27 protein-coding genes, 1 tRNA gene and 1 pseudogene are annotated in these 26,804 nt (G+C 61.7%); 19 read left to right on the top strand and 10 right to left on the bottom strand.

Features of this window, described 5'->3' with window-relative positions; translation table 11 throughout:
* Window positions 1-110: 110 nt before the first annotated feature.
* From M5C71_RS12340 to M5C71_RS12330, 3 genes are read left to right on the top strand one after another with little or no spacing between them, the layout of a single operon-like run.
* On the top strand, window positions 111-1,397 hold the full coding sequence (locus M5C71_RS12340; protein ID WP_103496804.1) for a murein hydrolase activator EnvC: 1,287 nt from the start codon (window positions 111-113) through the stop codon (window positions 1,395-1,397).
* Window positions 1,398-1,427: 30 nt separating this feature from the next.
* The gene (locus tag M5C71_RS12335) at window positions 1,428-2,750 is read left to right on the top strand and encodes a S41 family peptidase (protein ID WP_103496803.1); all 1,323 of its coding nucleotides are present in this window, start codon (window positions 1,428-1,430) and stop codon (window positions 2,748-2,750) included.
* 1 nt (window position 2,751) lies between these two features.
* On the top strand, window positions 2,752-3,528 hold the full coding sequence (locus M5C71_RS12330) for a divergent polysaccharide deacetylase family protein (RefSeq protein ID WP_103496802.1): 777 nt from the start codon (window positions 2,752-2,754) through the stop codon (window positions 3,526-3,528).
* A 13-nt stretch (window positions 3,529-3,541) separates the two neighbouring features.
* Here M5C71_RS12330 and M5C71_RS12325 read toward each other — a convergent pair whose 3' ends face one another.
* From M5C71_RS12325 to M5C71_RS12295, 7 genes are all read right to left on the bottom strand, one after another.
* The gene (locus M5C71_RS12325) at window positions 3,542-4,297 is read right to left on the bottom strand and encodes an ABC transporter substrate-binding protein (RefSeq protein WP_103496801.1); all 756 of its coding nucleotides are present in this window, start codon (window positions 4,295-4,297) and stop codon (window positions 3,542-3,544) included.
* Between the two features lie 73 nt (window positions 4,298-4,370).
* On the bottom strand, window positions 4,371-5,141 hold the full coding sequence (gene hisF, locus M5C71_RS12320) for an imidazole glycerol phosphate synthase subunit HisF (RefSeq protein ID WP_100940334.1): 771 nt from the start codon (window positions 5,139-5,141) through the stop codon (window positions 4,371-4,373).
* A gap of 9 nt (window positions 5,142-5,150) precedes the next feature.
* Window positions 5,151-5,888, bottom strand: a complete 738-nt coding sequence (gene hisA, locus M5C71_RS12315) for a 1-(5-phosphoribosyl)-5-[(5-phosphoribosylamino)methylideneamino]imidazole-4-carboxamide isomerase (RefSeq protein ID WP_248767943.1) — start codon at window positions 5,886-5,888, stop codon at window positions 5,151-5,153.
* A gap of 41 nt (window positions 5,889-5,929) precedes the next feature.
* On the bottom strand, window positions 5,930-6,190 hold the full coding sequence (locus M5C71_RS12310; protein ID WP_103496800.1) for a DUF2164 domain-containing protein: 261 nt from the start codon (window positions 6,188-6,190) through the stop codon (window positions 5,930-5,932).
* Window positions 6,191-6,829: an imidazole glycerol phosphate synthase subunit HisH gene (hisH, locus tag M5C71_RS12305; protein WP_103496799.1), complete on the bottom strand. Its 639-nt coding sequence runs from the start codon at window positions 6,827-6,829 to the stop codon at window positions 6,191-6,193.
* Window positions 6,829-7,422, bottom strand: a complete 594-nt coding sequence (gene hisB / locus M5C71_RS12300; protein WP_100940330.1) for an imidazoleglycerol-phosphate dehydratase HisB — start codon at window positions 7,420-7,422, stop codon at window positions 6,829-6,831. Before hisB ends, hisH begins: the two co-directional genes overlap by 1 nt.
* Before the next feature lie 191 nt (window positions 7,423-7,613).
* A complete protein-coding gene (locus M5C71_RS12295) occupies window positions 7,614-9,275 on the bottom strand; it encodes an OFA family MFS transporter (RefSeq protein WP_103496798.1) in 1,662 nt (553 codons plus the stop codon).
* Between the two features lie 341 nt (window positions 9,276-9,616).
* On the opposite strand from M5C71_RS12295, the gene M5C71_RS12290 reads away from it, so the two are divergent.
* The 9 genes and pseudogenes from M5C71_RS12290 (at window position 9,617) to M5C71_RS12250 (ending at window position 17,151) form a co-directional block, all read left to right on the top strand.
* Complete coding sequence (locus M5C71_RS12290) at window positions 9,617-10,015, top strand: acetyl-CoA sensor PanZ family protein (protein ID WP_103496797.1); 399 nt, start codon at window positions 9,617-9,619, stop codon at window positions 10,013-10,015.
* Window positions 10,016-10,099: 84 nt separating this feature from the next.
* The gene (locus M5C71_RS12285) at window positions 10,100-12,313 is read left to right on the top strand and encodes an AsmA family protein (RefSeq protein WP_248767942.1); all 2,214 of its coding nucleotides are present in this window, start codon (window positions 10,100-10,102) and stop codon (window positions 12,311-12,313) included.
* Window positions 12,310-13,374: an A/G-specific adenine glycosylase gene (gene mutY, locus M5C71_RS12280; RefSeq protein WP_248767941.1), complete on the top strand. Its 1,065-nt coding sequence runs from the start codon at window positions 12,310-12,312 to the stop codon at window positions 13,372-13,374. Before M5C71_RS12285 ends, mutY begins: the two co-directional genes overlap by 4 nt.
* Window positions 13,371-13,643, top strand: a complete 273-nt coding sequence (locus M5C71_RS12275) for an oxidative damage protection protein (RefSeq protein WP_100940325.1) — start codon at window positions 13,371-13,373, stop codon at window positions 13,641-13,643. The genes mutY and M5C71_RS12275 overlap by 4 nt, the downstream gene beginning before the upstream one ends.
* 103 nt (window positions 13,644-13,746) lie before the next feature.
* A tRNA-Phe gene (locus M5C71_RS12270) sits at window positions 13,747-13,822 on the top strand.
* Window positions 13,823-14,034: 212 nt separating this feature from the next.
* A pseudogene (locus M5C71_RS12265) lies at window positions 14,035-14,880 on the top strand (AMP-binding protein); the annotation flags it as partial.
* Window positions 14,881-15,036: 156 nt separating this feature from the next.
* Window positions 15,037-15,936: a DMT family transporter gene (locus M5C71_RS12260; protein ID WP_248767940.1), complete on the top strand. Its 900-nt coding sequence runs from the start codon at window positions 15,037-15,039 to the stop codon at window positions 15,934-15,936.
* Between the two features lie 128 nt (window positions 15,937-16,064).
* Window positions 16,065-16,766, top strand: coding sequence for a class I SAM-dependent methyltransferase (locus M5C71_RS12255; RefSeq protein WP_248767939.1), 702 nt, complete (start codon window positions 16,065-16,067; stop codon window positions 16,764-16,766).
* Window positions 16,767-16,779: 13 nt separating this feature from the next.
* Entirely contained in the window at window positions 16,780-17,151 is a 372-nt protein-coding gene (locus M5C71_RS12250) for a hypothetical protein (protein ID WP_152737805.1), read from the top strand.
* A 17-nt stretch (window positions 17,152-17,168) separates the two neighbouring features.
* On the opposite strand, the gene M5C71_RS12245 is transcribed toward M5C71_RS12250, so the two are convergent.
* Window positions 17,169-18,590, bottom strand: a complete 1,422-nt coding sequence (locus M5C71_RS12245; RefSeq protein ID WP_152737806.1) for a PLP-dependent aminotransferase family protein — start codon at window positions 18,588-18,590, stop codon at window positions 17,169-17,171.
* 157 nt (window positions 18,591-18,747) lie between these two features.
* On the opposite strand from M5C71_RS12245, the gene M5C71_RS12240 reads away from it, so the two are divergent.
* A complete protein-coding gene (locus tag M5C71_RS12240; RefSeq protein ID WP_103498924.1) occupies window positions 18,748-19,701 on the top strand; it encodes an alpha/beta fold hydrolase in 954 nt (317 codons plus the stop codon).
* Between the two features lie 36 nt (window positions 19,702-19,737).
* Window positions 19,738-20,145 carry a hypothetical protein gene (locus tag M5C71_RS12235; protein ID WP_103498930.1) on the top strand — a complete coding sequence of 136 codons (408 nt, stop codon included), beginning with the start codon at window positions 19,738-19,740 and terminating at the stop codon, window positions 20,143-20,145.
* A gap of 249 nt (window positions 20,146-20,394) precedes the next feature.
* Here M5C71_RS12235 and gabP read toward each other — a convergent pair whose 3' ends face one another.
* Window positions 20,395-21,786 carry a GABA permease gene (gene gabP / locus M5C71_RS12230; RefSeq protein ID WP_152737808.1) on the bottom strand — a complete coding sequence of 464 codons (1,392 nt, stop codon included), beginning with the start codon at window positions 21,784-21,786 and terminating at the stop codon, window positions 20,395-20,397.
* 527 nt (window positions 21,787-22,313) lie between these two features.
* On the opposite strand from gabP, the gene M5C71_RS12225 reads away from it, so the two are divergent.
* The 4 genes from M5C71_RS12225 to M5C71_RS12210 all read left to right on the top strand — a co-directional run bounded on the left by M5C71_RS12225 (window position 22,314) and on the right by M5C71_RS12210 (window position 25,304).
* Window positions 22,314-23,087: an ABC transporter ATP-binding protein gene (locus M5C71_RS12225; protein ID WP_103498926.1), complete on the top strand. Its 774-nt coding sequence runs from the start codon at window positions 22,314-22,316 to the stop codon at window positions 23,085-23,087.
* A 13-nt stretch (window positions 23,088-23,100) separates the two neighbouring features.
* Entirely contained in the window at window positions 23,101-23,856 is a 756-nt protein-coding gene (locus tag M5C71_RS12220) for an ABC transporter substrate-binding protein (RefSeq protein ID WP_103498927.1), read from the top strand.
* A gap of 66 nt (window positions 23,857-23,922) precedes the next feature.
* A complete protein-coding gene (locus M5C71_RS12215) occupies window positions 23,923-24,615 on the top strand; it encodes an ABC transporter permease subunit (RefSeq protein ID WP_248767938.1) in 693 nt (230 codons plus the stop codon).
* A complete protein-coding gene (locus tag M5C71_RS12210) occupies window positions 24,615-25,304 on the top strand; it encodes an ABC transporter permease (RefSeq protein ID WP_103498929.1) in 690 nt (229 codons plus the stop codon). The genes M5C71_RS12215 and M5C71_RS12210 overlap by 1 nt, the downstream gene beginning before the upstream one ends.
* Window positions 25,305-25,376: 72 nt before the next feature.
* On the opposite strand, the gene M5C71_RS12205 is transcribed toward M5C71_RS12210, so the two are convergent.
* On the bottom strand, window positions 25,377-25,790 hold the full coding sequence (locus tag M5C71_RS12205; RefSeq protein ID WP_247263115.1) for a helix-turn-helix domain-containing protein: 414 nt from the start codon (window positions 25,788-25,790) through the stop codon (window positions 25,377-25,379).
* An 86-nt stretch (window positions 25,791-25,876) separates the two neighbouring features.
* Between M5C71_RS12205 and M5C71_RS12200 the strand changes: the two genes are divergently transcribed.
* Window positions 25,877-26,731, top strand: coding sequence for an SDR family oxidoreductase (locus M5C71_RS12200; protein ID WP_248767937.1), 855 nt, complete (start codon window positions 25,877-25,879; stop codon window positions 26,729-26,731).
* Window positions 26,732-26,804 lie beyond the last annotated feature (73 nt).

The following is a 26,804-nucleotide window of genomic DNA, read 5'->3' as shown; positions in this document are numbered from 1 at the left end:
GCGGCCTACCTCTTTATCGGAAACGCCTGAAAGCAACCGCTTTTGGGCGTTTTTTTTGCAGCCCGCGGCGGGCATACTAGGGCGTCTCGTTCCCAGGTGTCGCCCGCCCCATGCTTCGCGCCCTTATCGCCCTAGCCCTGATCTGCCTGCTCCAACCGGCCTTTGCCGACGAGCGCGCACAAACCCAGCAGCAATTGGACGCCACGCGTCAGGATATCGCTGAGCTGAAAAAGCTCCTGGGCAAGCTGCAGGAAGAAAAATCCGGGGTGCAGAAAGAACTGCGCGGCACCGAAACCGAGATGGGCAAGCTGGAGAAGCAGGTCGATGCCCTGCAGAAAGAGCTGAAAAAGAGCGAAAGCGAACTGCAGCGGCTCGACGCAGAGAAAAAAAAACTCCAGAGCGCGCGCATTGAACAGCAGCGACTGATCGCCATCCAGGCCCGCGCCGCCTACCAGGGTGGCCGCCAGGAATACCTCAAGCTGTTGCTCAACCAGCAAAACCCGGAAAAATTCGCCCGTACCCTGACCTATTACGATTACCTGAGCCAGGCGCGCATGGAGCAGTTGAAGAACTTCAACGAAACCCTGCGCCAACTGGCCAATGTCGAAAACGACATCAATCTGCAGCAAGCCCAGTTGCTGGTGCAGAAAAGCAGCCTGGACAGCCAGCGCGACGAACTGGACAAGGTCCGCAAGGAACGCCAGGCGGCCCTGGCCAAGCTCAGTGACGACGTGAAAGCCCGCGACCAGAAGCTCGCCGCTCGCGAACAGGACCAGGCCGACCTGTCGAAAGTCCTCAAGACAATCGAAGAAACCCTGGCTCGCCAGGCCCGCGAGGCGGAAGAAGCGCGTCAGAAAGCGCTGCTCGCCCAGCAGGAAGCCGAAAAAAAGCGCCAGCGTGAGGCGGCGGTCGCCACCGACGACAGCCCACGCCCACCGCGTAAAACCACGCCTGGAGCCTTGGTATCGAGTGCAGGAGAATCCTTCGGCGGCCCTTTTGCTTCAGCACGCGGCAAACTTCCATGGCCAGTTGATGGTCGACTGCTTGCGCGCTTTGGTGAAACCCGTGGCGATGACGCCCGGACCAAGTGGGACGGGGTAATGATCAGCGCCGCCGCCGGTAGCCAGGTGCACGCCGTGCACGGTGGCCGCGTGGTGTTCGCCGATTGGTTGCGGGGCGCCGGTTTGCTGGTCATTCTGGACCACGGCAACGGTTACCTGAGCCTCTACGGGCACAACCAGACGCTGCTCAAGTCCGCAGGCGATGTGGTAAAAGCCGGTGAGTCGATCTCTACTGTAGGCAACAGTGGCGGTCAGGACGCACCCGCGTTGTATTTCGCTATACGTCAGCAGGGTCACCCGAGTGATCCGGCCCAATGGTGCCGCGCCCAAGGATAGGCCCGCATCTTAATCAGGAGTTCGTTCGACATGTTGCATTTGTCCCGCCTCACCTCGCTGGCCCTGACGATCGCCCTGGTGATCGGTGCGCCCCACGCGTTCGCTGCGCAACCTGCCCAGCCCGCGCCGGCTGCCGCTGCTCCGGCCGTCACCGCCAAGGCCCCGCTGCCGCTCGACGAGCTGCGCACCTTTGCCGAGGTCATGGACCGGATCAAGGCCGCCTATGTCGAACCGGTGGACGACAAGACCCTGCTGGAGAATGCCATCAAGGGCATGCTCAGCAACCTTGACCCGCACTCCGCCTACCTCGGGCCGGACGACTTCGCCCAGCTGCAGGAAGACACCAGCGGCGAATTCGGCGGCCTGGGCATCGAAGTCGGCATGGAAGACAACTTCGTCAAGGTGGTCTCGCCGATCGACGACACCCCGGCGTCCAAGGCCGGCGTGCAGGCCGGCGACCTGATCGTCAAGATCAACGGCCAGCCGACCCGCGGCCAGACCATGACCGAAGCCGTCGACAAGATGCGCGGCAAGGTCGGCCAGAAAATCACCCTGACCCTGGTGCGCGGCGGCGGTGCGCCGTTCGACGTGACCCTGACCCGGGCGATCATCCGCACCAAGAGCGTGCGCAGCCAGTTGCTGGAAAACGGCTACGGCTATATCCGCATCACCCAGTTCCAGGTCAAGACCGGCGAAGAGGTCTCCAAGGCCCTCGCGGCCCTGCACAAGGAAAACGGCAAGAAGCTCAACGGCATCGTCCTCGACCTGCGCAACAACCCGGGCGGCGTGCTGCAGGCGGCGGTGGAAGTGGTCGACCACTTCATCACCAAGGGCCTGATCGTCTACACCAAAGGTCGCATCGCCAACTCCGAACTGCGCTTCTCGGCCACCGGCCACGACGAAAGCGAAGCGGTGCCGATGGTGGTGCTGATCAACGGCGGCAGCGCCTCGGCTTCGGAAATCGTTGCCGGTGCCCTGCAAGACCAGAAACGCGCCGTGTTGATGGGCACCACCAGCTTCGGCAAGGGCTCGGTACAAACCGTGCTGCCGCTGAGCAATGACCGCGCGCTGAAGATCACCACCGCGTTGTACTTCACGCCTAACGGTCGCTCGATCCAGGCCCAGGGCATCATCCCCGATGTTGAAGTCCGCCAGGCCAAGGTCACCGGTGCCCAGGACGACGACACCTTCAAGGAAGCCGATCTCCAGGGTCACCTGGGCAACGGCAACGGCGGCGCGGACAAGCCAAGCGTCAAGGCGCCCAAGGCCAAGCCACGCCTGCAGGACGACGACTACCAACTGGGTCAGGCCCTGAGCCTGCTCAAAGGCCTGAGCGTGACACGCGGCAACTGAGATGCGCCGCTGGCTGCTGCTCCTTATCGGCTGCTTGATCGGCGTTGCCCAGGCGGCGCCGGTCGAGCCGCCGGCACCGACCAAGGCCTACCTCACCCTGATTATCGATGACCTGGGGCAGAACCTGCCCCGGGATCGTCGGGTGCTGGCCCTGCCCGGGCCGGTCACTCCATCGATCATGCCCGACACCCTGCACGCCGCCGAATTCGCCCGCGAGGCCCATGCCGCCGGCAAGATCGTCATGCTGCACATGCCCATGGACCCGGCCACCGGGCCTTTCGCCTGGCATCCCGACCTGTCCCTCGATGAATTGCAAACGCGCCTGGCCGCCGCCTTCAAGGCCGTGCCCTTTACCAGCGGGATCAACAACCATGAAGGCAGCCGCATGACCGCCGAACCGGTGGCCATGGCCTGGCTGATGGGCGAATTGCAGCGGCGCAACAAGTTCTTCGTCGACAGCCGCACCAGCGCCAAGACCGTCGCCGCGGCCCAAGCGCAGAAGATCGGCCTGCCCAGCGTGTCGCGGGATGTCTTCCTCGACAACGAACGCACCGAACCGGCCATCACCGCACAACTGGAAGAAGCGATCAGGCTGGCGCGCAAGCACGGCTCGGCGGTGGTGATCGGCCACCCCTACCCGCAGACCCTGGCGGTCCTCGAACGCGAACTGCCTAAACTCAAGGAGCAGGGCATCGACTGGATCGATATCAAATCGATGATCGCCCTACGCGGCAACCAGGCGACCGAGGCTCACGGCAAGCAGGGCGTCTATCACTGAGTGGACGACACCCTTACAGGTAACGCCCGAAGGCCTGATCCACCACACCTTCACGGCGTAGCTGATCGAGTGCCGACTGCAACTTGGCAACGACGGTATCGGGCACCTCTTTGTTGAGGGCCAGGTAAAGGGACGCACTGTTGAAGCGCAAGACCGTCTTGAGCCCGGCAATGCCCTCCTGCCGCGCCAGATAGCGTCCGGCGGGATCGCCCGAGGCCCACAGGTCGATCTGACCGTCGACCAGCTTGCGCGCATTATCCTGGTCGCGCAGGGCCAACACCGGGTTGAATCCGTGCTGCGCCAGGTATTGGGCGATAGCGTCGCCCTTGTAGGCGCCGATCCGGTAGCGATGGGCCTGCTCCAGGCCCGACAAGGCAATCGGGCTGTCCGTCTTGCCCAGCAGCACCCAATCGTCAGGACCGATCGGCCCGACCCATTTGAACAGTCTCTCGCGCTCCGGCAGCCTGGCCATGACAAACACCCCGTAGCCGGGGTTTTCCAGGGCGAGCTTGTAGATACGTTCCCAGGGGAAACGCAGGGTCAGGCTGTAGGAAATACCGGCGCGCTTGAAGGTTTCCCGCACGATATCGGCGGCAATGCCTTCGATATTCTCGTCCTTGGCGAAGTTCTTGCCGTTTTTCGCCATGTTGTAGGGCGGGAAATTCTCCGTCAGCAGGACAATGCCGTCATCGGTAGCGTCCGCCGCAGCCACCGTGCCCGACAACAGTCCGATCAGGCAAAACAGCGCGAGGAAAAAGCGTTTAGACATAGTAGGCAACCGGAATCCGTGGCGGACTCAAGAGTGACTTGAGGCCGCCATACTGTCCAGTGGACTGTTGCCCTCAGCGCACCACGATACCGCGCGCGGCCATATAGGCCTTGGCTTCCGGCACCGTGTACTCGCCGAAGTGGAAGATGCTCGCCGCCAGTACCGCACTGGCGTGGCCTTCCAGAATCCCGTCGGCCAGGTGCTGGAGATTGCCGACCCCGCCCGAGGCGATCACCGGAATCCCCAGGGCATCGCTGATGGCCCGGGTCACGCCGAGGTCGAAACCGCTTTTCATGCCGTCCTGGTCCATGCTGGTGAGCAGGATCTCGCCGGCACCGAGGCCTTCCATCCTCGAAGCCCACTCCACCGCATCGAGCCCGGTGGGCTTGCGCCCACCGTGGGTGAAGATTTCCCAGCGCGGGGTTTCGCCCGGCAGCGAGACCTTCTTCGCATCGATGGCGACGACAATGCACTGCGAGCCGAAATGCTGCGCCGCTTCGCCGACGAACTCGGGGTTGAACACCGCCGCCGTGTTGATCGAGACCTTGTCGGCCCCGGCATTGAGCAGGTTGCGGATGTCCTGCACGGTGCGCACGCCGCCGCCGACCGTCAGCGGGATAAACACCTGGCTGGCCATGCGCTCGACGGTATGCAGCGTGGTGTCACGGCCGTCGACGCTGGCGGTGATGTCGAGAAAGGTGATCTCATCCGCGCCCTGCTCGTCGTAACGCCGGGCGATTTCCACCGGGTCACCGGCATCACGGATGTTCTCGAACTTGACGCCCTTGACCACGCGACCGTTGTCGACGTCCAGGCAAGGGATGATGCGTTTGGCCAGCGCCATGGTGAGTCCTCAGCCTTTGTACGAATCGCAGAAGGCTTGCGCCTCGGTGACATCGAGGGTGCCTTCGTAGATCGCCCGGCCGGTAATCGCGCCGATGATGCCCGGCGCCTTGGCGTCCAGCAGGCTCTTGATATCGCCCAGGTTGTGGATGCCGCCGGAAGCGATCACCGGAATTTTCGTGGCCGCGGCCAGGGCTGCGGTGAAGGGCACGTTGCAGCCCTGCATCATGCCGTCTTTGGCGATATCGGTGTAGACGATGGCGGAGACGCCGTCGGCTTCAAACTGTTTGGCCAGGTCGATGACCTGCACGGTGCTGATTTCAGCCCAGCCGTCGGTGGCGACAAAACCGTCCTTGGCATCCAGGCCGACGATGACCTTGCCCGGGAACGCGCGGCAGGCTTCGGCAACGAACGCAGGGTCTTTCACCGCCTTGGTGCCGATGATCACGTAGCTCACGCCGGCCTTGACGTAGTGCTCGATGGTTTCCAGGGAACGGATACCGCCGCCGATCTGGATCGGCAGGTTCGGGTAACGCTTGGCGATGGCGGTGACCACCTCGCCATTGACCGGTTGGCCTTCGAAGGCGCCGTTCAGGTCGACCAGATGCAGACGGCGGCAGCCGCCCTCCACCCACTTGGCAGCCATGCTCACCGGGTCATCGGAGAACACCGTGGAATCTTCCATGCGGCCCTGGCGCAGACGAACGCAGGCACCGTCTTTGAGATCGATAGCGGGGATAATCAGCATCTGGCAAACCTTAGAGTCGTTTTTTCAGCTTCACTCGGAAATCAGTTTTTCTCGAGTGCCCACAGGTCGCTTTCGATGCTTTCGAACCTTTCTTTAAGGTGCGTCTGCACATCGAAAATCGCCCTGTTGTAATAGTGCGGAGCAATTTCACGGGTAAACAGGTCGAGGATTTCAGCCGCTTCGAACGAACCCAGGTCCAGTTCGAAGCGCTCTTCCATGAAGCGCTTGATCTTCTGATTGGCCTCGTTCTCCTGTTCCGGAGCGAGGGTCAGGATCGGCGGCTTGGTCTTCTTCGCGGCCATTTACCAGCGTCCGTCCCAGGCGGCGAAGTTCTGCAGCAATTGCAGGCCATGGGTATGGCTTTTCTCCGGGTGGAACTGCACGGCGAAACGCGAGCCCTCGGCCAGCGCCGCGGCGAAGTCGACGCCGTAGTGCCCGCGGCCCACCACCTGCCGCGGGTTACCGGCGGCGATGTAGTAGCTGTGCACGAAGTAGAAGCGCGCCAGGTCCGGGATGTTGTGCCACAGGGGGTGATCCACTACCTGCGTCACCTCGTTCCAGCCCATATGCGGCACTTTCAGATGCTCGCCGTCCTCGTGCTGGTCCTTGGCGAACAGCTTCACCTGGCCAGGAAACAGGCCGATGCAGTCGACGCCGGCGTTCTCTTCGCTATGGTCGAGCAAGGCCTGCATGCCAACACAGATGCCAAGGAACGGACGATCCTGGCTGACTTCACGCACCAGGGCGTCGAAACCCAGGCGACGGATCTCGGCCATGCAGTCGCGAATCGCGCCGACGCCGGGGAAAACCACCCGGTCGGCTTCGCGAATCACAGCCGCATCGCTGGTGATCAGCACCTTGCCGGCACCCACATGCTCGAGGGCCTTGGCCACCGAGTGCAGGTTACCCATGCCGTAATCGATAACCGCGACCGTCTGCATTACAGGACGCCCTTGGTCGAAGGCATTTGCCCGGCCATGCGGTCGTCGAGTTCGACGGCCATGCGCAGGGCGCGACCGAAGGCCTTGAACACGGTTTCGATCTGGTGGTGGGTGTTGGTGCCACGCAGGTTGTCGATGTGCAGGCTGACCAGGGCGTGGTTGACGAAGCCCTGGAAGAATTCCTGGAACAGATCGACGTCGAAGCCGCCCACGGTGGCGCGGGTGTAGGGCACGTGCATCTGCAAGCCGGGACGGCCGGAGAAGTCGATGACCACTCGCGACAGCGCTTCGTCCAGCGGCACATAGGCGTGACCGTAGCGACGGATGCCTTTTTTGTCGCCGATGGCTTTGGCAAAGGCCTGACCCAGGGTGATACCGACGTCTTCCACGGTGTGGTGGTCGTCGATATGAAGGTCGCCCTTGCACTCGATATCCAGGTCGATCAGCCCGTGACGGGCGATCTGGTCGAGCATGTGTTCAAGAAAAGGCACACCGATATCAAATCGGGCCTTTCCGGTGCCATCCAGGTTGATCGAGGCTTTGATCTGGGTTTCCAGAGTGTCGCGCTCGACGGACGCCTTACGTTCGGCCATCACCAGCTCCGCAAAATCATTGGGCGAAAAAGGCAGCCATTATAGGGGCGCGGGCGGCAAACAGAAACACGCAAGGTGAACTCCCGGACGGGCTGAATCCAGGCGTGTCGGGGATATACCTGTCAGGACAACTACGAAAGGAGGGCGTGATCACTCCCACGCGCTACGCGGGAATGATCACGATGTACAACTTAGTGGAACAGCACCGCCGTCTTCTGCAGGGTGACCCACACGCCCCACGCCAACGGAATGCCCACCACCAGCCAGGCGGCAACCGCCATCGGCTTGCTGCCCGCAGCGGCTTTCCACTCCAGCACGGTAGTGCTGTCGGCGCCCTTGTCATGACCCAGCGCCTGCTCGGCGGCCAGTTCCGCGTCGGTCATGAAGTACTTGTCGGCCACCGGACGCACCAGCAGGTTGCAGATGAACCCCAGCACCAGCAGGCCGGCGAGGATGTACAAGGTGATGTCGTAGGCCGCGGCGCGCTCGACGCCGATGCTCAACTGATACTCACGCAGGTAGTTCACCAGCACCGGCCCCAGCACCCCGGCTGCCGCCCAGGCGGTCAGCAGGCGACCGTGGATCGCACCGACCATCTGGGTGCCGAACAGGTCCGCCAGGTAAGCCGGCACCGTGGCGAAACCACCGCCGTACATCGACAGGATCACGCAGAACGCCGCCACGAACAGCGCGACGCTGCCCAGATGACCAAGGCTCGGCACCGACGCATAGAGCGCGAAACCCAGGGCGAAGAACACGAAGTAGGTCGCCTTGCGGCCGATATAGTCCGAGAACGACGCCCAGAAGAACCGGCCGCCGATATTGAACAGGCTGAGCAAACCGGTGAAGCCAGCTGCGATGGCTGCGATCAGGCCCAGTTGCGCGGCGTCCAACTGGCCGAAGGTCAGGCCGTTGCCGAGCAATTTACCGGCGAAGACTTCCTGCAACAGCGGCGAAGCCATGCCGAGGATGCCGATACCGGCGGACACGTTCAGGCACAGCACCAGCCACACCAGACGGAACTGCGGGGTCTTCCAGGCCACGTTCACATGCACGTGACGGTGGGTGATCATCGCGTTGCTGCTCTTCTTCACCGGTGCGGTCCAGCCCTCGGGCTTCCAACCGGTAGGCGGCACGCGGTACGACAATGCGCCGCCGATCATGAAGACGAAGTAGATCGCCGCCATCACCGCGAAGCTCTGCCACACGCCGACACTGGTAGGCGAAGCGAAGTGGCCCATCAAGGCCGCCGCCAACGGTGCACCGACCATCGCGCCGCCGCCGAAGCCCATGATTGCCATGCCGGTGGCCATGCCGCGCTTGTCCGGGAACCACTTGATCAGGGTCGAGACCGGCGAGATATAGCCCAGCCCCAGACCGATACCGCCAATCACCCCGGAACCGATCCACATCAGCCAGATCTGGTGGGTATAGACCCCCAACGCGGAAATCAGCAAGCCACCACACCAGCACAGTGCGGACACCACACCGGCCTTGCGCGGACCGGCACGTTCCAGCCAGCCGCCCCAGATCGCGGCCGAGCAGCCGAGGAAAATGAAGAACAGGGTGTAGATCCAGCCGAGCATGGAAATCGGCCAATCACACTGCGACGAGAACACTTGTGAGATAAAGCTCATGTCCGGCGCGCAAGCGACCGGTGCGGTGATGCCCAAGGCCTTGGACAGTGGCAACCAGAACACCGAGAAGCCGTAGGCCATGCCGATGCACAGGTGGATGGCCAGGGCGGCCGGTGGAACCAGCCAGCGGTTGAAGCCGGGCTTGGCGATAATGCGCTCTTTTGACAGGAACGCAGGTTCGGCGGCTTGAATGCGCGCCGTCATGCTGCTGCTCATTTGAAGTGTTTCCCCCAATTGAAATGATGGTTCACCGGCCACACATCACTCCCGACCTTGGTGCACGCAGGCATGGCCGTGTTATCGAGTGATGCTTGTTACGCGACAATAGGTCGCAGAAAGACTGACCAACTGCGAGAGGTTACCATTTACGCATGACAGCACAACCAGACTGATACGCTCTTTATGTAATGCAACTGCTCTGCTTTCCTGTAGGAGCAAGCTTGCTCGCGATCCGCCGCAGGCGGCCATCAGCCGCGAATGCAGATGGCGCCCGAAAGATCGCTATCGCGAGCAAGCCTGCTCCTACGAAACGCCAACCCCGGACGTTCGAGGAATCTATGCCCATCGTTGTCGAGTCCCTCACCGAAGCCTCTTACCAGGACCAGCAGGACCTGCAGAAAATCTACCTGGACGCCCCCGCCTGGCTTTTCGCACCGCAAGCCGACGGCCAGCAACTGATCGAGACCGCCCTGGCCGACGGCAGCCTGATCGCCGGGCGTTTCAATGACCGCCTGCTGGGCGCGGCGCGCTTGGAGCGGCGGGCGGATCTCTGGCTTTTATCCCAACTTTGCGTCAGAAAAGTCACCAGGCGCCGTGGGGTAGCCGAACGACTGGTGACGGAAGCCGCACGGATGGCCAGGCTGGCCGGCGCGGAACTGCGGCTCCTGGCCCCCGCCGGGCATCTCGAAGCCCAGGCGCTGGCGGCCAAGCTGCGGATTCCCCTGGATCCGCTCTAGGGATCATCCCTGCCCTGTCGCCAGCCCCGTGACGCTATACTCGCGGGCTGAATTTCAAATTCCACTGACTACAAGGACTCGCCCATGAAAGCGTTCGGCAAAATCCTGGGTCTGGGGCTTCTCGGGTTGTTGCTGATCATCGTGGCGGCAGGCTTTGCCCTGACCCACCTGTTCAATCCCAACGACTATAAAAACGAGATTCGCCAGATTGCCCGCGACAAGGCCCACATTGAGCTGACCCTCAATGGCGACATCGGTTGGAGCCTTTTCCCCTGGCTGGGCCTGGAGCTGCACGATGCCAGCGTGGCGACCCTGGTCACCCCGACCCAGCCGTTTGCCGACCTGCAGATGCTCGGCCTGTCGGTGCGCGTCCTGCCGCTGCTGCGTCGTGAAGTGCAGATGAGCGATGTCCGCGTCGAAGGCCTGAACCTGCGGCTCAATCGCGACAAGGACGGCCACGGCAACTGGCAGGACATCGGCCGCCCGGCCCCCGGCGCCAGCATCACCGCGCAGGCCGACAAGGTCGCCGAACCGGCCGGCGCCGAGGCGGAAGAAAAACCCTCGCAGCCGATCCGCCTGGATATCGACAGCCTGACCGTGAACAACGCCCGGATCGAATTCAACGATGAAAAGACCGGCCGCCAGATCACCTCGGAAAGCATCCAGCTGAGCACCGGCGCGGTGCATGACGGCAAGGAAATTCCGGTCAAGTTGACCGCCTTCTTCGGCACAAACCAGCCGGTCCTGCGGGCCCGTACCGAACTCAGCGGCAACCTGCGTTTCGACCGCGTACTCAAGCGCTACCAGTTCGAAGACATGCGCCTCGGCGGCGAACTGACGGGCGATCCGCTGCAAGGCAAGCCGCTGACGTTCTCGGCCCAGGGCCAATTGCTGGTGGATATGCAGGCGAACGTCGCCGAATGGACCAGCCTGAAATTGTCGGCCAACCAACTGCGCGCCCTCGGCGAGCTGAAGGCCAACGACCTGAACAAGACCCCGCAACTCAACGGCACGCTGTCGATTGCCCAACTGGACCTGATGAAGTTTCTCGACAGTATCGGCCAGCCCCTGCCGACCGTCGCCGACGGCAGCCTGAGCAAGGTCGAGCTGGTCACCCACCTCACCGGCACGCCCACCAGCCTGGTGCTGGATGGCCTCAACCTGAAACTCGATGACAGCAACTTCACCGGTCGCATCGCCATCGAGGATTTCGCCAAGCAATCCTTGCGCGTACAGCTCAAGGGCGACAAATTCGACGCCGATCGCTACCTGCCGCCGAAATCGGCCGACGCCAACAGCGCCTCGAAGGTCCGCCAGGCCGATGTGCTGAATAGCGAAGCCAACGCCATCGCCAGTAGCTCGCCATTGCCGGAATCCCCGACCAAGGGTGCCTGGAGCAGCGACAAGTTGCTGCCCATCGAACGCCTGCGCAGCGCCGATGTGGACGCCGACCTGAGTTTCGACCAACTGACCCTGAAGAAGCTGCCGATCGGCAACGCCGCCCTCAAGGCCACCGGCCTGGGTGGCGTGCTGACCCTCGGCGACCTACGCGGCGAGCTCTACAGCGGCAGCTTCAGCGCCAAGGGCAGCCTCGATGTGCGCCCCGACGTGCCGCGCCTGACCCTGCAAACGCGGCTGAACCGGGTGCCGGTCGAACGCGTCCTGCAAGCCCAGGGAGAGAAACCGCCGGTCAAGGGCGCCCTGACCCTCAACAGCGACTTCACTGCCAGCGGCAACAGCCAGAAAGCCCTGATCGACAGCCTCAACGGCACCGCCAGCTTTGTCCTCAACGACGGCCTGCTGCTCAACGCCAACCTCGAACAGCAACTGTGCACCGGCATCGCCACCCTCAACCGCAAGACCCTGAGCGGCGAACCGCGGGGCAAGGACACACCGTTCCAGGACCTCAAGGGCAGCCTGAACCTGCACAACGGCGTGGCCAGCAACCCGGACCTGAAAGTCAACATCCCGGGCCTGAGCGTCAATGGCAACGGCGATATCGACTTGCGCGTGCTGGGCATGGACTACCGCATCGGCATCATCGTCGAAGGCGACAAGAGCGACATGCCGGACCCGGCCTGCCAGGTCAGCGAACGTTTCGCCGGGATCGAATGGCCGCTGCGTTGCCGTGGCCCGCTGGAGCTGGGTGCCAAGGCCTGCCGCATCGACAAGGACGGCCTCGGCCAAGTCGCCGCGCGGCTAGCCGGCAACAAACTGAGCGAGAAAGTTGAAGAAAAGCTCGGCGACAAGGTCAGTCCCGAACTCAAGGACGCACTCAAGGGGCTGTTCAAGCGATGAGAGCCGAGCAGTTTTCCAGCGCCGTGCTGGACTGGTACGACCGTCACGGCCGCCACGACCTGCCCTGGCAACAGGGCATCACGCCCTATCGGGTGTGGGTGTCGGAGATCATGTTGCAGCAGACCCAGGTCAGCACCGTGCTGAACTACTTCGACCGCTTCATGGCCTCGCTGCCGACGGTCGAGGCCCTGGCCGCCGCGCCGGAAGATGAAGTGCTGCACCTGTGGACGGGCCTGGGCTACTACACCCGGGCGCGCAACCTGCAGAAGACCGCGAAGATCGTCGTTGCCGAGCATGGCGGGGAGTTTCCCCGCGACGTCGAGAAACTCACCGAGCTGCCGGGCATCGGCCTGTCCACCGCCGGCGCCATCGCCAGCATCAGCATGGGCCTGCGCGCGGCGATCCTCGACGGCAACGTCAAGCGCGTGCTGGCGCGCTACACCGCCCAGGAGGGTTACCCGGGCGAACCCAAGGTGGCCAAACAGCTCTGGGCCAACGCCGAGCGCTTTACCCCCGACACCCGGGTGAACCACTACACCCAGGCGATGATGGACCTGGGCGCGACCTTGTGCACCCGCAGCAAGCCCAGCTGCCTGCTCTGCCCGCTGAAAGTCGGCTGTGAAGCCCACATGCTCGGCCTGGAGACCCGCTACCCGATTCCCAAGCCGCGCAAGAGCGTGCCGCAGAAGCGCACCCTGATGCCAATGCTCGCCCGCGAGGGCGCCATTCTGCTTTACCGGCGCCCTTCCAGCGGCCTCTGGGGCGGTTTGTGGAGCTTGCCGGAGCTGGACGACCTCGACGACCTGCAACACCTGGCGGCGCAGCACTCGCTGGAACTGGGCGCGCAACAGGCGTTGCCGAACCTGACCCACACCTTCAGCCACTTCCAGTTGGCCATCGAGCCGTGGCTGGTGCAGGTCGAGGAGAGCGCCCATCACGTGGCCGAGGCCGACTGGCTCTGGTATAACCTCGCCACCCCGCCGCGCCTGGGCCTTGCCGCCCCGGTGAAAAAGCTGCTCAAACGGGCAGCCGACGTTTTGAATGCAGGAGAGTCGTCATGACCCGCACCGTAATGTGCCGCAAGTACCACGAAGAACTGCCCGGCCTTGAGCGCCCTCCGTACCCGGGTGCCAAGGGCCAGGATATTTTCGAACATATTTCGCAGAAAGCCTGGGGCGACTGGTTGAAGCACCAGACCCTGCTGATCAACGAAAAACGCCTGAACATGATGAACGGCGAAGACCGCAAATACATCCAGGGCGAGATGGACAAGTTCTTTTCCGGCGAGGAATACGCCCAGGCCGAAGGCTACGTTCCGCCGGCCGAATAATCAGGGCTGGAACAGCTTTGGGTCGTAAGCGACGGTAATAATTAAATATTTTTTGAAATCGCGCTTGACGACCCCTCGAAAAACCAGTTTAATGCGCCCCGTTGCCCAGATAGCTCAGTCGGTAGAGCAGGGGATTGAAAATCCCCGTGTCGGCGGTTCGATTCCGTCTCTGGGCACCACTAATTAGTTTTAGGTGGTGTCAACATCATCTGAAAGCCCACAAGAAACCCGCCTAGTGCGGGTTTTTTGTTGTCCGGATTTTCTTCTCCGTCCGACAACTGTCATGGTCGGCAAACAATACAGTTCGTTGCGCTCACTCCCAACCGTACCGGTACTGGGCCCGCCTGGCTGACTAGTGTGCACCTGTCCTTCAGGCACGCAGGAGCCGAGCATGAATATCGCCAACTGGCTGGATGAAGCCGGCCTTCGATACCCGAAGCGTCCGGCCTTGTTCGAAGGGCAGCAGCTAGTCGCCAACTACGGAGCCTTTGTCGCCCTGGTCCGACACCGGGCCGCTTATCTGATCGACGAGCACGGCATCGCCCCCGGCGATCGGGTCGTGCTGTTCATGAAGAACTGTTGCGAATACCTCGAACTGCTCTACGCCATCTGGTGGGCCGGTGCCGTGGCAGTGCCGATCAACTGCAAGCTGCACCCCGTCGAGGCCGGCTGGATCGTCGGCAACGCCGACGCTCGGCTGATTTTCACCGACGGCGGCCAGGTATTCGCCCCCGAGAGACTCCCCCTGGGGTGCCACGAACTGGACCGGGAGGACATGGGCGCACTCACCTCGATCACTTCGCCGCCGGACACACCTTATCCGCGGCATGCCGACGACCTGGCCTGGCTGTTCTACACCCCCAGCAGCACAGGCGACGCACAGGCGGTGATGCTCAGCCACGGCAACTTGACGGCCATGTCGCAGGACTGTTCGCCCGATCTCGATCCGATCGACGCCGATGAGGTCGCGGTCTATGCCGCGCCGATGTCTCACTGCGCCGGGCTCTACAACCTGATCCATGTGCGTCGGGCCGCCCGCCATGTCGTCCCGCAGTCCCGCGACTTCAAGGCCGATGAACTGTTCGAACTGGCGAGCGGGTTCGGCAATATCACGCTATTCATGGCCCCCACCATGTTCACGTATATGGTCGAGCAGGCGCGCCTCCAAGGCTACGACGGCAAGGGCATCAGGACCATCATCTACGGCGACGCGCCCATCTACCCGACAGACCTGCGCAACGTAGTGCTCAGGAACAACTACGGCGAACTCCTCAAGACGGAGCTGCGCCTGTGGTTGAAGGCCAGTGCAAATGACCCCTCCACGCCCTGAAGAACATGTTCACGGATACCCGGCCGCCCCGGATCCCTCCCACCACCAAAAGGAGCCGTCAGCATGACGCAAGCCAACGCAGCCAGTTTTCCAGAGACCAAGAGTCAAGACCTGCAAGCCTACTTCCTGGGTCTGATCTCAGTAGCAGCCTTTGCCATGACCCTGCCCGCGGCCAAGATGCTCGCGGGCGATCTGAGCGCCGTCCAGGTCGGGATCTTTCGCTCGGTGATCGCGGCCCTCGCCGCGATTCCCTTTTTGCTCATTGGTCGCGCCAGGCTTCCGAACCGCTCGCAGATCAAGCGCATGCTGCTGACCTCCACCGGGATCGTCTACGGTTTCCCGATCCTCACGGCACTGGGCATGCAGTATGTGCCCGTCAGCCACGGCGGCGTAGTCCTGGCCGCGTTGCCGCTGTCGACCGCGATCTTCGGCACCCTGATCACCGGCACACGGCCGTCCAAGGCGTTCTGGGCAGTCTCCAGCCTGGGCTTCCTGGTGGTCATGTCGTACACGGTGATGAAGTCGAATGTTTCCGACATCTACATCGGTGACCTCGCCTTGCTCGGCGCCGTTGCCCTGGCCGGCTTCGGTTATGCCCAGGGCGGCGCGCTGTCCAAGGAACTGCCGGGCTGGCAGGTGATGTGCTGGACCCTGGTCATCAGCCTGCCGGTGCTGCTGCCGGCCAGCCTGTGGCTCTTCGACAGCAACACCATCGCCCACCTGCCGGGCACCGGCGTCGCCGCCCTGCTGTTCCTGGCGCTGGTCAACTCGCTGCTGGGCTTCTTTTCCTGGAACCGTGCCCTCGCACTCGGTGGTATCCAGCGGATCAGCCAGCTGCAGTTGCTGCAACCGTTCTTCACCTTCGGCTTCTCGATCTGGTTGATGGGGGAAACCTGGAACTGGCTGACACCATTAGTCTGCGCTATTGTCATCATCTTGGTCTGGGTGTCCAAACGTACCTGACTCCTCGCCCGGTGGCCGCGCCGCCCTCGCCCTAGAATGGAATCTTGAGCATGACTTCTTCGACATCTTTTTGTCAGAGCGGTGAATCGCAGCAAAGGGGGGCAACGCGGGATGAACGTGACATCCATTTGACAGACCATACTGCCAGGGCAATCCTTGAACTGCTGGCACCCAAGCCCGGCGAACTGCTCCTCGATATCGGCTGCGGCGACGGCTACCTGAGCGAACAACTCCAACGCGACGGGCATCAGGTGGTGGGGTTCGACAACGACCCAGGACTGGTCTCGGCAGCCCGGTCCAGAGGGCTGGAGGTACGCCATGGCAATGCCGAACAGTTGTACTTCTACCAGGAGTTCGACGCGGTCCTGAGCTATGACGCACTGCACTGGATGCAGCGCTCGGACCAGGTGGCCATCGGGATCTATGAAGCCCTGAAACCAGGGGGACGTTTTGTCGGCGAATTCGCCGGGGCCGGACACCAGAAAATTCTGCGGCGCGCGCTACGCGACTCACTGGCGCGCAGATCCCTTGACTTCGAAGTCGCCGATCAGCTTTATCTGCCTACCGCCGGGGCTTATCAGCGGGTGCTGGAAAACGCGGGATTCCATGTCAATTCCATTCATTGGTTCGAACGCCCGGCGCCCCTGGATAGTTCGATTGCCCAATGGCTGCAAAAGTTCGGTGCCCGCTACCTGGCCTTGCTGCCCGTCGAATCGCAAGATGCGTTTTTGAATGAAGTGACCGAAGAGTTGGCTGCCGATTTGCTGGACAGCAATGGCCAATGGACACTGGACTGCACATGCCTGCGGTTCAAGGCCGAGAAAAAGTGAACAGGAGCTGTCCATGTCGACGAAAACCACTGGGGCTGCACTGAAATCCTTTTATGCCGAGCCCGCCGTGTGGCTGAGCCATGACGGCAGGCCACTGCACTGGATCGAGAACATCAGACTGACCATCAACAACTCGGAAGTGGATGACGAGCTGTGCATTCAGAATCTGCAGGACAGTGATGAGGTCATCATCCTTGAAGGCACCATCTTCTCCTATCAGAACCTGAGCGAAGTCATGAGCCTGGAGCGCTACTTCAAACTCTGGCAGCGCAGCCTCGGCTCGGTCTTCCTCGGCGCCTTCATCCCCCAAGCCCAATATGAAAAGCTCAGCTCGATAATCGAAGCGGCAGGCGGACAGATACTACGCAGCACGACCAACGCCTGAGCTCGCGTGCGACGTTCTCAGGCACCGTGTTCGATGGACAGCACCGACGTGATATGCGCCTGGAGAAAACGCTTGAATCCAGGATGATTGCAGTGGCTGACATTGAAACGGATGTACTGATCATAATCGCCGGTATTGCTGAACAAGGAACCTGGCGCCAGCAGGATGCCGGCGTGATGGGCCTGTTCGACCAGGTTCGAGATATTCACATACCCCGGCAGACGCCCCCAGAGAAACAGGCCATCGGCGCCGTGCTCGTCAAACACCACCCCACAAGCCCCCAACCACTCCCGCGCCCTTGAGCGCTCCTGCATGACCCGCTGACCCAGCGCATCCAGATGATGCTGATAGCGACCGGACTCCAGGGTGTAGGTGACGATGGTTTCGTCGATAGCCGAGCCGCAGAGCAGATTGTACATTTTCTGCTCGACCAGCCGCTCGACAAAAGCCGGTGGCGCCGCCACATACCCCAGGCGTAGCGCCGGGCTCAGCATCTTGCTGAAACCACTGATATAGAAAGTCCTTTCGCAGCCATCCAGGCTGGCGAGCCGAAGCGTCTGTCGGGACGACAGTACACCGAAAATATCGTCCTCGATGATATGGAAATCATACTGGCGGGCCAGCGACAGCAGCTTGAACCCTTTCTCCGGAGACGTACTGCCGCCGGTGGGGTTGTGCACCAGGGTCTGGGTCAGGAACAGCTTCGGCCGATACTTGATCAGCATCGCTTCCATCGCCGCCAGGTCAGGCCCGTCATCCAGGCGCGGCACTGTGATGATCTTGAAGTCGCGATCCTTGATCAGTTTGAGTTGCAGCAGCAGGTAGCTGGGGTCTTCCACCAGCAGGTAATCCCCGGGTTTCAGGAGAATACTGCGCAGCAGGGAAAACGCATGGGTGGCGCCCATGGTGACCACGATCTGGCTGCTGGAGGCGTTGATATGGACCTCGCGCAATTTGCGCGCAATCACTGCCCGCAGGTCCTGGCTGCCGGCCGCGGGCGCTGGAGTGCTGCAGGAAAGTGTGTTACGAATCAGCCGTCCGGTCACGGAAGCCGGGACCGCGTCGGCCAGCCAGGCCGGTGGCAGGTAGCCTGAGCTGACGGGAATATCGTATTGCGTCGGATCCAGTGCACGAAAGAGAAAACTCGAGTGCTCACTGGAAGGTGGCACCAGCGTGTCAACGTCCTTGAGCGGACCGACCGAATGGCAGGCCAGGATGAAATAGCCCGCCCCCGGACGCGACTCGATGATGTGCTGCGCCACCAGGTCTTCGTAGGCACTGCTCACCGTGAAGATGCTGACGCCCAATTGCTTGGCCAGCGCACGCACAGACGGGAGTCGCCCGCCCTGGACCCACTGGAAGGATTCGATACGGGCAATGATCGCGTTTCTGATCTGGTCCACCAACAGCGTCTTGCTGTTACGGTCTATCTGGAACATGGCATTCCCTTGTTGAAACAGCCGCAGCCAGCAGGCCAGCGCCTCGTGCACCGATAGAAGCCGCAGTATCAGCCATCAATTTGCCCAGCTGCAAGCACTGTATTGGGGCACCAATAGCGTTCAAGAACAGACACATTCCATGCCTGGAAGCCGTTCAATGACTTCGATCAACTGCCAACCCTGTCTCTCGCCCGACGCCTTGTGCGCCGAGCCCTTTATTGAGCGGGCCGCCGACGGCTTCGCATTGGGCGGATTCGCCTGGCGTCACGGTGACAGCGCTCTCGTCCGTCCCGTGGTGATCATCAATGCCGCGACCTCGGTGCGCTGCCGCCATTACTCGCGCTTTGCCGACTACCTGTTTGCCAACGGCATGGATGTCATCACCTACGACTATCGCGGCATCGGCGAATCGCGGCCGGCGACCCTGCGCGGGCTCAAGGCTTCCTGGACCGACTGGGGCGCGCTGGATTTCGAAGCCATGCTGCAACGGGCGGCGCGCGAATATCCCGGCCAGCCCATCGATGTGGTCGCCCACAGCTTCGGCGGCTGCGCGGTCGGGCTGGCAGCCTCGGGCCAGTTGATTCGCCGGGTGGTCACCGTCGGCGCGCAATTCGCCTACTGGCGCGACTATGCGCCCGCCACCCGCTGGAAGATGTTCGGCAAATGGCACCTGGTCATGCCGCTCCTGACCGGCCTCTACGGCTACTTCCCCGGCAAGCGCCTCGGCTGGCTGGAAGATACCCCGGCCGGGGTGGTGCGGGACTGGAGTACGCCGACCGCCCGCTACGAAAAGCGCCCCAGCGGACGCAAGCTGGCGGCGCTGCCCTTTGCCCGGGTCAAGGCGCAGATCCTCGCGATCAGCCTGACCGACGACCCGTTCGGCACCGTCGCCGCCATCGAACGGCTGCTGGCGTATTTCAGCGCCAGCAGCCGGACTCACCTGCGCATTGCACCGGAAGATATCGATGAATCAGAGGTGGGGCATTTCGCTTTTTTCCGCAGCCAGTACCAGGAAAAGCTCTGGCCGATTGCGTTGAACTGGCTGGAGAAGGGGGAGTTGCAGGCGGGAGCGCCGGGGAAGATTGGAATTGCGGCGGCTCACGGAGGATAATTGCCTGCTTACCTCTTTGTGAAAGCACCCGAGTCCATGGCATCCCAGAACAAGCAAGACAAACGCGCGCAACGGGCGAAAGCCAAGGCCAAGCAGAACCGCACCCGCCGCGCCAGCGAACCGGTCGAGACGCTGCCGGTGGATGACGACCGGATCGACTTCGCTTCCGTCGACCTGACGGATCTGTTCAAGAGAATGCGTGACGCCGAGCACGGCGGCCAGTTGGCCATGTGCAGCGTGTTCCTGGAGGACCCGCTACTGGAGCTGGTATTGGAGCAGGAAGGTGAGGAAGAAGCGACGGACTTTATCCTTTCGGCACTGATCGAATACCGCCAGTGGTCCACCGAGGCCACCGAGGAAGCGGCCCTGGCCTGGATCGAAAGCCCGGCCTTCCAGGCCGACTATGTGGCGGCTTCGCAGGCGCTACAGAAAGCCGCCGGCTAATCCATACGGCGGCGTCTCTGATTCTTCGCGTAATCGTTCACGACCTTCGCGGGCAAGCCCTGCTCCTACAGGTTCGCGTCGTACACACCCCCTGTGTACGACACCGAACCGCACGCCATGCGCCAAACCTGCGCACGACACCGAACCGCATACCATGCGCCAAACCTGCGCACGACACAGAACTGTAGGTGCCCGCGAAGAGGCCGTCACTATCACCCAAAGCCCCGCAGACAAACCACCGTCAATCCATCAGCTCAACACCACCCGCCCGGCTTTCTCATGCCGACGACGGCGTGCCACCAGCAGCCCGGCGGCCACCACCAGCACACTGAGCAAGCCCGTGGCGAGAATCTCGACGCGATGGGCTTCTTGGCACAACATCACCGCCAATACCGCCACGATGAACACAATCACCGCCCAGGTCAGCCCCGGGAACAGCCACATCTTGAAGTCGATTTTCTCGCCCTTGGCCATGCGCTGACGGCGCATGCGCAGCTGCGACACCGCAATCACCAGGTACACCAGCAACGCAATGGCGCCGGAACTGGCCAACAGGAACTCGAACACCGCTGCCGGCGCGACATAGTTGGCGAACACCGCCAGGAAGGCCGCCGCCGTCGACAGCATCACCGCCCAATAAGGCGTGCCGCTGGCATTGGTGCGCTTGGACACGGCCGGCGCATCACCGCGCTTGCCGAGGGAAAAGAGCATCCGCGACGCGGTATACAGCGCCGAGTTCAGGCAACTGGTCACCGCCACCAGCACCACCAGGTCAACGATCAGCTTGGCATTCGGGATGCCCATGCGATCCAGCACCACCTGATAGGAACCGACCGCCGCCAGGCTCGGGTCATTCCACGGCACCAGCGCAACCACGATAAAGATCGACACCAGGTAGAACAGGCCGATCCGCCAGATCACCGAGTTGGTGGCCTTGGAGATCTGCTTGCCCGGGTCTTTCGATTCAGCCGCGGCAATGGTGACGATTTCCGTGCCCATGAACGAGAACATGGTGGTCAGCATGGCCGCCAATACCGCGCCCAGGCCATTGGGCATAAAGCCCACGGTATCCACCAGATGCGACACGCCACTGACCTGGCTGGTCGGCAGCAAGCCAAAGATCGCCAGCACGCCCAACACGATGAACGCGATGATCGCAATCACCTTGATCAGCGCGAACCAGAACTCGAACTCACCGTAGTTCTTCACGCTGAACAGGTTGGTCGCGGTCAGCAACAAGGTAATGATCAGGGTAAAGGCCCAGATCGCCACATTGGGGAACCAGGCATGGAGGATGGTCGCGGCGGCGTTGGCCTCCAGCGGGATCACCAACACCCAGAACCACCAGTACAACCAGCCGATGGTGAAACCGGCCCAGTGCCCGATGGCACGGTCGGCGTAGGTCGAAAAGGAACCGGTATCCGGCGAGGCCACGGCCATTTCGGCGAGCATGCGCATCACCAGCACCACCAGGGTCCCGGCCGCGGCGTAAGCCATCAGTACGGCAGGACCGGCTTCGGCGATCGCGTGCCCGGAACCGACAAACAGACCGGCCCCGATCACCCCGGCAATCGATAGCATGGTCACATGCCGCGACTTGAGCCCTTGCTCCAGGTTATTGGAATTATGCGTACTGCTCATTGAGGCTACCTTTGCAATGAAGAGCTCGCCCTACACATCGGAAGACCTTGTTGAAGGAATCCAACGGGGGCGTATTTTATTTTTTACGCAAGATTTGCGCCAAAATGTTACAGGACTCCGGTTTCCGTGGCCTGCACGCCCGACCGAAGGACATTCGTAACCTGTTGAGATTAATGGCTATTTGCCAAGACGTTACCGAGGCACCCAAATCTAGACCTGCCGGTCGCACCAGAAACACTCAAAAAATAGCGTAACGCCCCATTTCAGGGCGAGCCTATGCCCACTCAGCGGGTTTACCCTTCCCACCCTTGGCCAAAGCTGGCACCATCGCGCCCTTTTTTAAGCGACTGCCGAGTCAGGAAGACGGATCAAAGGCTCTTTGGTTGTTGCCGTGGCGACAGACTGCTGTGCCGATGCGACAACCTGTCACCCATCCGTCCTGCACCGGCTTTTCCCTATGCTAGCTTGGCGCTCGCCAGGAAGGCCGCCAATAGCAGGAGCACGACAGAACACAATGAGGACCGCACATGGCTGAGGCCACGCCCGCGCTTGAAATCCGCAACTTGCACAAACGCTACGGTGAGCTGGAGGTACTCAAAGGTATCTCGCTGACCGCCCGCGACGGTGATGTGATCTCGATCCTGGGTTCCTCCGGTTCCGGCAAGTCGACCTTCCTGCGCTGCATCAACCTGCTGGAGAACCCGCACCAGGGCCAGATCCTGGTCAATGGCGAGGAACTCAAGCTCAAGGCCGCGAAAAACGGTGAACTGGTGGCCGCCGACGGCAAGCAGATCAACCGCCTGCGCAGCGAAATCGGCTTTGTGTTCCAGAACTTCAACCTCTGGCCGCACATGAGCATCCTCGACAACATCATCGAGGCCCCGCGCCGGGTGCTTGGCCAGAGCAAGGCCGAGGCCATCGACGTGGCCGAAGCGCTGCTGGCCAAGGTCGGCATCGCCGACAAGCGCCACGCCTACCCCTCGCAACTGTCCGGCGGCCAGCAACAGCGCGCGGCCATCGCCCGCACCCTGGCCATGCAGCCCAAGGTCATCCTGTTCGACGAGCCGACCTCGGCCCTCGACCCGGAAATGGTCCAGGAAGTCCTCGCTGTAATCCGTGCCCTGGCCGAAGAAGGCCGCACCATGCTGCTGGTCACCCACGAAATGGGCTTTGCCCGCCAGGTGTCCAGTGAAGTGGTGTTCCTGCACCAGGGCCTGGTGGAAGAACAAGGAACCCCGCAGCAGGTTTTCGACAACCCGCTGTCGGCGCGCTGCAAACAATTCATGTCCAGCAACCGCTAACGGAGCAACACGTATGCAGACCTACAAAAAATTCCTCCTGGCCGCTGCCGTCTCCATGGCCTTCAGCGCCAGTGCCTTTGCCGAAACCCTGAAAATGGGTATCGAGGCCGCCTACCCGCCGTTCAACAACAAGGATGCCAGCGGCCAGGTCGTCGGCTTCGACAAGGACATCGGCGACGCCCTGTGCGCCAAGATGAAGGTCGAGTGCACGGTCGTGACCTCCGACTGGGACGGGATCATTCCGGCCCTGCAGACCAAGAAGTTCGACTTCCTGATCTCCTCGATGTCGATCACCGAAGAACGCAAGCAGGCGGTCGACTTCACCGACCCCTACTACTCCAACAAGCTGCAATTCATCGCGGCCAAGAAAGACGCCGATTTCAAGACCGACAAGGATTCGCTCAAGGGCAAGATCATCGGTGCCCAGCGCGCGACCCTGGCCGGCAGCTGGCTGGATGACCACCTGGGCGACGACGTCACCATCAAGCTCTACGACACCCAGGAAAACGCCTACCTCGACCTGCAGGCCGGGCGCCTGGATGCCATCCTGGCGGACAAATACGTCAACTATGAATGGCTGAAGAGCGAAGCCGGCAAGCCTTACGAGTTCAAGGGCAACCCGGTCGAAGAGAGCGACAAGATCGGCATCGCCGTGCGCAAGAAGGACGACGAACTGCGTGAGAAGCTGAACGCCGCGCTGAAAGAAATCATCGCCGACGGTACTTACAAGAAGATCAACGACAAGTACTTCCCGTTCAGCATCCTCTGACCTGCCCCGATGGCCGGCACCTCAACGCAAGGTGTCGGCTGTCCCTGGTAAAGCCTGCCTCTGCCCATGAATATCGACCTCTATGGATTCGGCCCGGCGCTCGCCGCCGGCGCGCTGATGACCGTCAAGCTTGCGCTCTGTGCCCTGTGCCTGGGACTGGTCCTCGGGCTGCTCGGCGCCTTGGCCAAGACTTCACCGTACAAACCGCTGCAATGGCTGGGGGGCGCCTATTCGACCCTGGTTCGCGGCATACCGGAACTGCTCTGGGTGCTGCTGATGTACTACGGCACCGTCACATTAATGAGCGCATTGGGCGAGGTGTTCGGTAATCCCGAACTGGCCTTGAACCCGTTCGCCGCCGGGGTGATCGCCCTGGGCCTGTGCTTTGGCGCCTACGCCACGGAAGTGTTTCGTGGCGCAATTTTGGCGATCCCCAAGGGGCATCGGGAAGCGGGGGTCGCACTGGGCATGTCCAGGGTGCGGATCTTCACCCGGCTGATCATGCCGCAGATGTGGCGCATCGCCCTGCCGGGTCTGGGTAACCTGTTCATGATCCTGATGAAGGATACCGCGCTGGTGTCGGTGATCAGCCTGGAAGAAATCATGCGCCAGGCGCAGAACGCGGTGCTGTTCAGCAAGTTACCGTTCACCTTCTACCTGGTGGTGGCCTTTATGTACCTGGGGCTGACCGTCCTGGCCATGACCGGCATGCATTTCCTGGAAAAACGTGCCGCTCGCGGTTTTGTGAGGACCACATAATGGAATGGGAAGTCATCTTCAAATGGCTGCCGAAGTTCTTCCAGGGCGCGGTACTGACCCTGGAACTGGTGGGTATCGCCGTGGTGCTGGGGTTGATCCTGGCCGTGCCGCTGGGCATCGCCCGGGCGTCGAAGCTCTGGTATGTGCGGTCCCTGCCCTACGCCTACATCTTCTTTTTCCGCGGGACGCCACTGCTGGTGCAGCTGTTCCTGGTGTATTACGGCCTGGCGCAGTTCGACGCGATTCGCGAGAGCTTTATGTGGCCTTACCTGCGCAACCCGTTCTGGTGTGCGACGGCGACCATGACGCTGCACACCACCGCGTATATCGCTGAGATCCTGCGCGGTGCGATCCAGGCCATTCCGCCGGGGGAGATCGAAGCGGCGCGGGCGCTGGGGATGTCGCGGGCCAAGGCGATGGTCTACATCATCCTGCCGCGCGCGGCGCGGATCGGCCTGCCGGCGTACAGCAACGAAGTGATCCTGATGCTCAAGGCCAGCTCGCTGGCGAGCACCGTGACGCTGCTGGAACTGACCGGCATGACCCGGACCATCATTGCGCGCAACTACCTGACGGTGGATATGTTCTTCACCGCGGGGGTGTTCTACCTGGTGATCTCGTTCCTGCTGGTGCAGGCGTTCAAGCAGGTGGAGCGCTGGATGCGGGTGGATGCCTGTCAGGGGCGGTGAGGGTGTTTGCTGTTGATGATCGAACCGCTACCACGCCTCACCATGCGGCCGATTGAGTAGCGAGAATGATCCTCAGGTCAGCTCTTTGTCCGCGATCATGCTTTCTCTCCTGAACTGCATGATCTCGGGCAGGCTGTCTTCGATCCAATCGACCATTGCTTCCACCTTGGCGGCGGCGGCTTTTCCCAGGGGCGTTAACCTGTATTCCACATAGGGTGGCACTACCGGACGAGAGAGCCGATGGACCAGCCCATCCCCCTCCAGTCCCTGAAGTGTCTGTGAAAGCATTTTCTCGCTTACTCCACCGATTTTTCGGCGCAGTTCACTGAAACGATGAGTCCCCCCCAACAGAACCACCAGCACCAGCACGCCCCACCGGCTGGTCATATGTTTCAGGACCTCTCGTGATGGACAATCGGCTTGCAGGAGTTCGCCGCGACGTACTTTTGCGGAAAAGGTGTGAGGAGGGTTTTCGGGGTAGCTCATGACACTTACCTTTTTGTACGTACTTACTATTGGTTAGTCCGAATCGTAAGATGACCGTTCCTCCCATTGGAATCAAGGTACTTCTCATGATTGCTGTCACGGGCGCTACAGGCCAGTTGGGCCGCCTTGTTATTGACGAGTTGCTTAAAAGCGTCTCCCCGGACGAATTGGTCGCATTGGTACGCGACCCGCTCAAGGCGCAAGATCTCGGCGCCAAAGGCATCAATGTTCGTCAGGCAGAATATGGCCAACCCGAATCGCTCAATAGCGCTCTGGTCGGTGTAGATCGGCTGCTGCTTATTTCGTCCAGCGAAGTCGGACAACGCAGCGCACAGCATCGTGCGGTCATTCAGGCGGCTAAATCAGCAGGTTTGCATCTGTTGGCGTACACCAGCCTGCTACACGCAGACCGGTCGACGCTGGGCTTGGCGGTCGAGCATCGGGACACCGAGCAAGCGCTGGCAGAGTCCGGACTGGGTTACGTATTGCTGCGCAATGGTTGGTACAGCGAGAATTACACAGCGGGTCTGGCGCCGGCAGTCGAGCATGGAGCCATTCTGGGAAGTGCCCAAGAGGGTCGAATCTCATCCGCTTCTCGAGCAGATTATGCCAAGGCGGCAGCCATAGTGCTGACCCGTGAAGGACAAGCAGGCAAGGTTTACGAGTTGGCAGGTGACGAGAGCTACTCGTTATCGGAACTGGCCACGGAAGTCGCCAAACAATCGGGTAAAGCCGTTGTCTACAACGATCTTCCCCAGGAGCAATACAAGTCAGCGCTCATTGGCATGGGCCTGCCGGAAGGGTTGGCCGCCTTGCTTGCCGATTCTGATGCCGCGGCAGCTAAAGGCGACCTGTTTGATGACTCCCGCCAACTGAGTCGCCTGCTGGGGCGTCCAACCACTCCGATCGCTGAATCGGTTAGCACGGCGCTTAAGCACTAACCGTCGTTTTAGGCCGCCGCATTGAGCGGCGCCGTCGATACCCAGTTATCGAGGAGCCTGGTTTCGCCAACAA

This window comes from Pseudomonas sp. MWU12-2345, from assembly GCF_023242385.1.
Classification (GTDB): Bacteria; Pseudomonadota; Gammaproteobacteria; order Pseudomonadales; family Pseudomonadaceae; genus Aquipseudomonas; species Aquipseudomonas gingeri_D.
This window is presented reverse-complemented; position numbering and strand designations above follow the sequence as displayed.

Excerpts from the sequence above, each read along its gene's own strand:
- M5C71_RS12340 (WP_103496804.1), top strand. The coding sequence starts at position 111 with ATGCTTCGCGCCCTTATCGCCCTAGCCCTGATCTGCCTGCTCCAACCG.
- M5C71_RS12335 (WP_103496803.1), top strand. The coding sequence starts at position 1,428 with ATGTTGCATTTGTCCCGCCTCACCTCGCTGGCCCTGACGATCGCCCTG.
- M5C71_RS12330 (WP_103496802.1), top strand. The coding sequence starts at position 2,752 with ATGCGCCGCTGGCTGCTGCTCCTTATCGGCTGCTTGATCGGCGTTGCC.
- M5C71_RS12325 (WP_103496801.1), bottom strand. The coding sequence starts at position 4,297 with ATGTCTAAACGCTTTTTCCTCGCGCTGTTTTGCCTGATCGGACTGTTG.
- hisF (WP_100940334.1), bottom strand. The coding sequence starts at position 5,141 with ATGGCGCTGGCCAAACGCATCATCCCTTGCCTGGACGTCGACAACGGT.
- hisA (WP_248767943.1), bottom strand. The coding sequence starts at position 5,888 with ATGCTGATTATCCCCGCTATCGATCTCAAAGACGGTGCCTGCGTTCGT.
- M5C71_RS12310 (WP_103496800.1), bottom strand. The coding sequence starts at position 6,190 with ATGGCCGCGAAGAAGACCAAGCCGCCGATCCTGACCCTCGCTCCGGAA.
- hisH (WP_103496799.1), bottom strand. The coding sequence starts at position 6,829 with ATGCAGACGGTCGCGGTTATCGATTACGGCATGGGTAACCTGCACTCG.
- hisB (WP_100940330.1), bottom strand. The coding sequence starts at position 7,422 with ATGGCCGAACGTAAGGCGTCCGTCGAGCGCGACACTCTGGAAACCCAG.
- M5C71_RS12295 (WP_103496798.1), bottom strand. The coding sequence starts at position 9,275 with ATGAGCAGCAGCATGACGGCGCGCATTCAAGCCGCCGAACCTGCGTTC.
- M5C71_RS12290 (WP_103496797.1), top strand. The coding sequence starts at position 9,617 with ATGCCCATCGTTGTCGAGTCCCTCACCGAAGCCTCTTACCAGGACCAG.
- M5C71_RS12285 (WP_248767942.1), top strand. The coding sequence starts at position 10,100 with ATGAAAGCGTTCGGCAAAATCCTGGGTCTGGGGCTTCTCGGGTTGTTG.
- mutY (WP_248767941.1), top strand. The coding sequence starts at position 12,310 with ATGAGAGCCGAGCAGTTTTCCAGCGCCGTGCTGGACTGGTACGACCGT.
- M5C71_RS12275 (WP_100940325.1), top strand. The coding sequence starts at position 13,371 with ATGACCCGCACCGTAATGTGCCGCAAGTACCACGAAGAACTGCCCGGC.
- M5C71_RS12260 (WP_248767940.1), top strand. The coding sequence starts at position 15,037 with ATGACGCAAGCCAACGCAGCCAGTTTTCCAGAGACCAAGAGTCAAGAC.
- M5C71_RS12250 (WP_152737805.1), top strand. The coding sequence starts at position 16,780 with ATGTCGACGAAAACCACTGGGGCTGCACTGAAATCCTTTTATGCCGAG.
- M5C71_RS12245 (WP_152737806.1), bottom strand. The coding sequence starts at position 18,590 with ATGTTCCAGATAGACCGTAACAGCAAGACGCTGTTGGTGGACCAGATC.
- M5C71_RS12240 (WP_103498924.1), top strand. The coding sequence starts at position 18,748 with ATGACTTCGATCAACTGCCAACCCTGTCTCTCGCCCGACGCCTTGTGC.
- M5C71_RS12235 (WP_103498930.1), top strand. The coding sequence starts at position 19,738 with ATGGCATCCCAGAACAAGCAAGACAAACGCGCGCAACGGGCGAAAGCC.
- gabP (WP_152737808.1), bottom strand. The coding sequence starts at position 21,786 with ATGAGCAGTACGCATAATTCCAATAACCTGGAGCAAGGGCTCAAGTCG.
- M5C71_RS12225 (WP_103498926.1), top strand. The coding sequence starts at position 22,314 with ATGGCTGAGGCCACGCCCGCGCTTGAAATCCGCAACTTGCACAAACGC.
- M5C71_RS12220 (WP_103498927.1), top strand. The coding sequence starts at position 23,101 with ATGCAGACCTACAAAAAATTCCTCCTGGCCGCTGCCGTCTCCATGGCC.
- M5C71_RS12215 (WP_248767938.1), top strand. The coding sequence starts at position 23,923 with ATGAATATCGACCTCTATGGATTCGGCCCGGCGCTCGCCGCCGGCGCG.
- M5C71_RS12210 (WP_103498929.1), top strand. The coding sequence starts at position 24,615 with ATGGAATGGGAAGTCATCTTCAAATGGCTGCCGAAGTTCTTCCAGGGC.
- M5C71_RS12205 (WP_247263115.1), bottom strand. The coding sequence starts at position 25,790 with ATGAGCTACCCCGAAAACCCTCCTCACACCTTTTCCGCAAAAGTACGT.
- M5C71_RS12200 (WP_248767937.1), top strand. The coding sequence starts at position 25,877 with ATGATTGCTGTCACGGGCGCTACAGGCCAGTTGGGCCGCCTTGTTATT.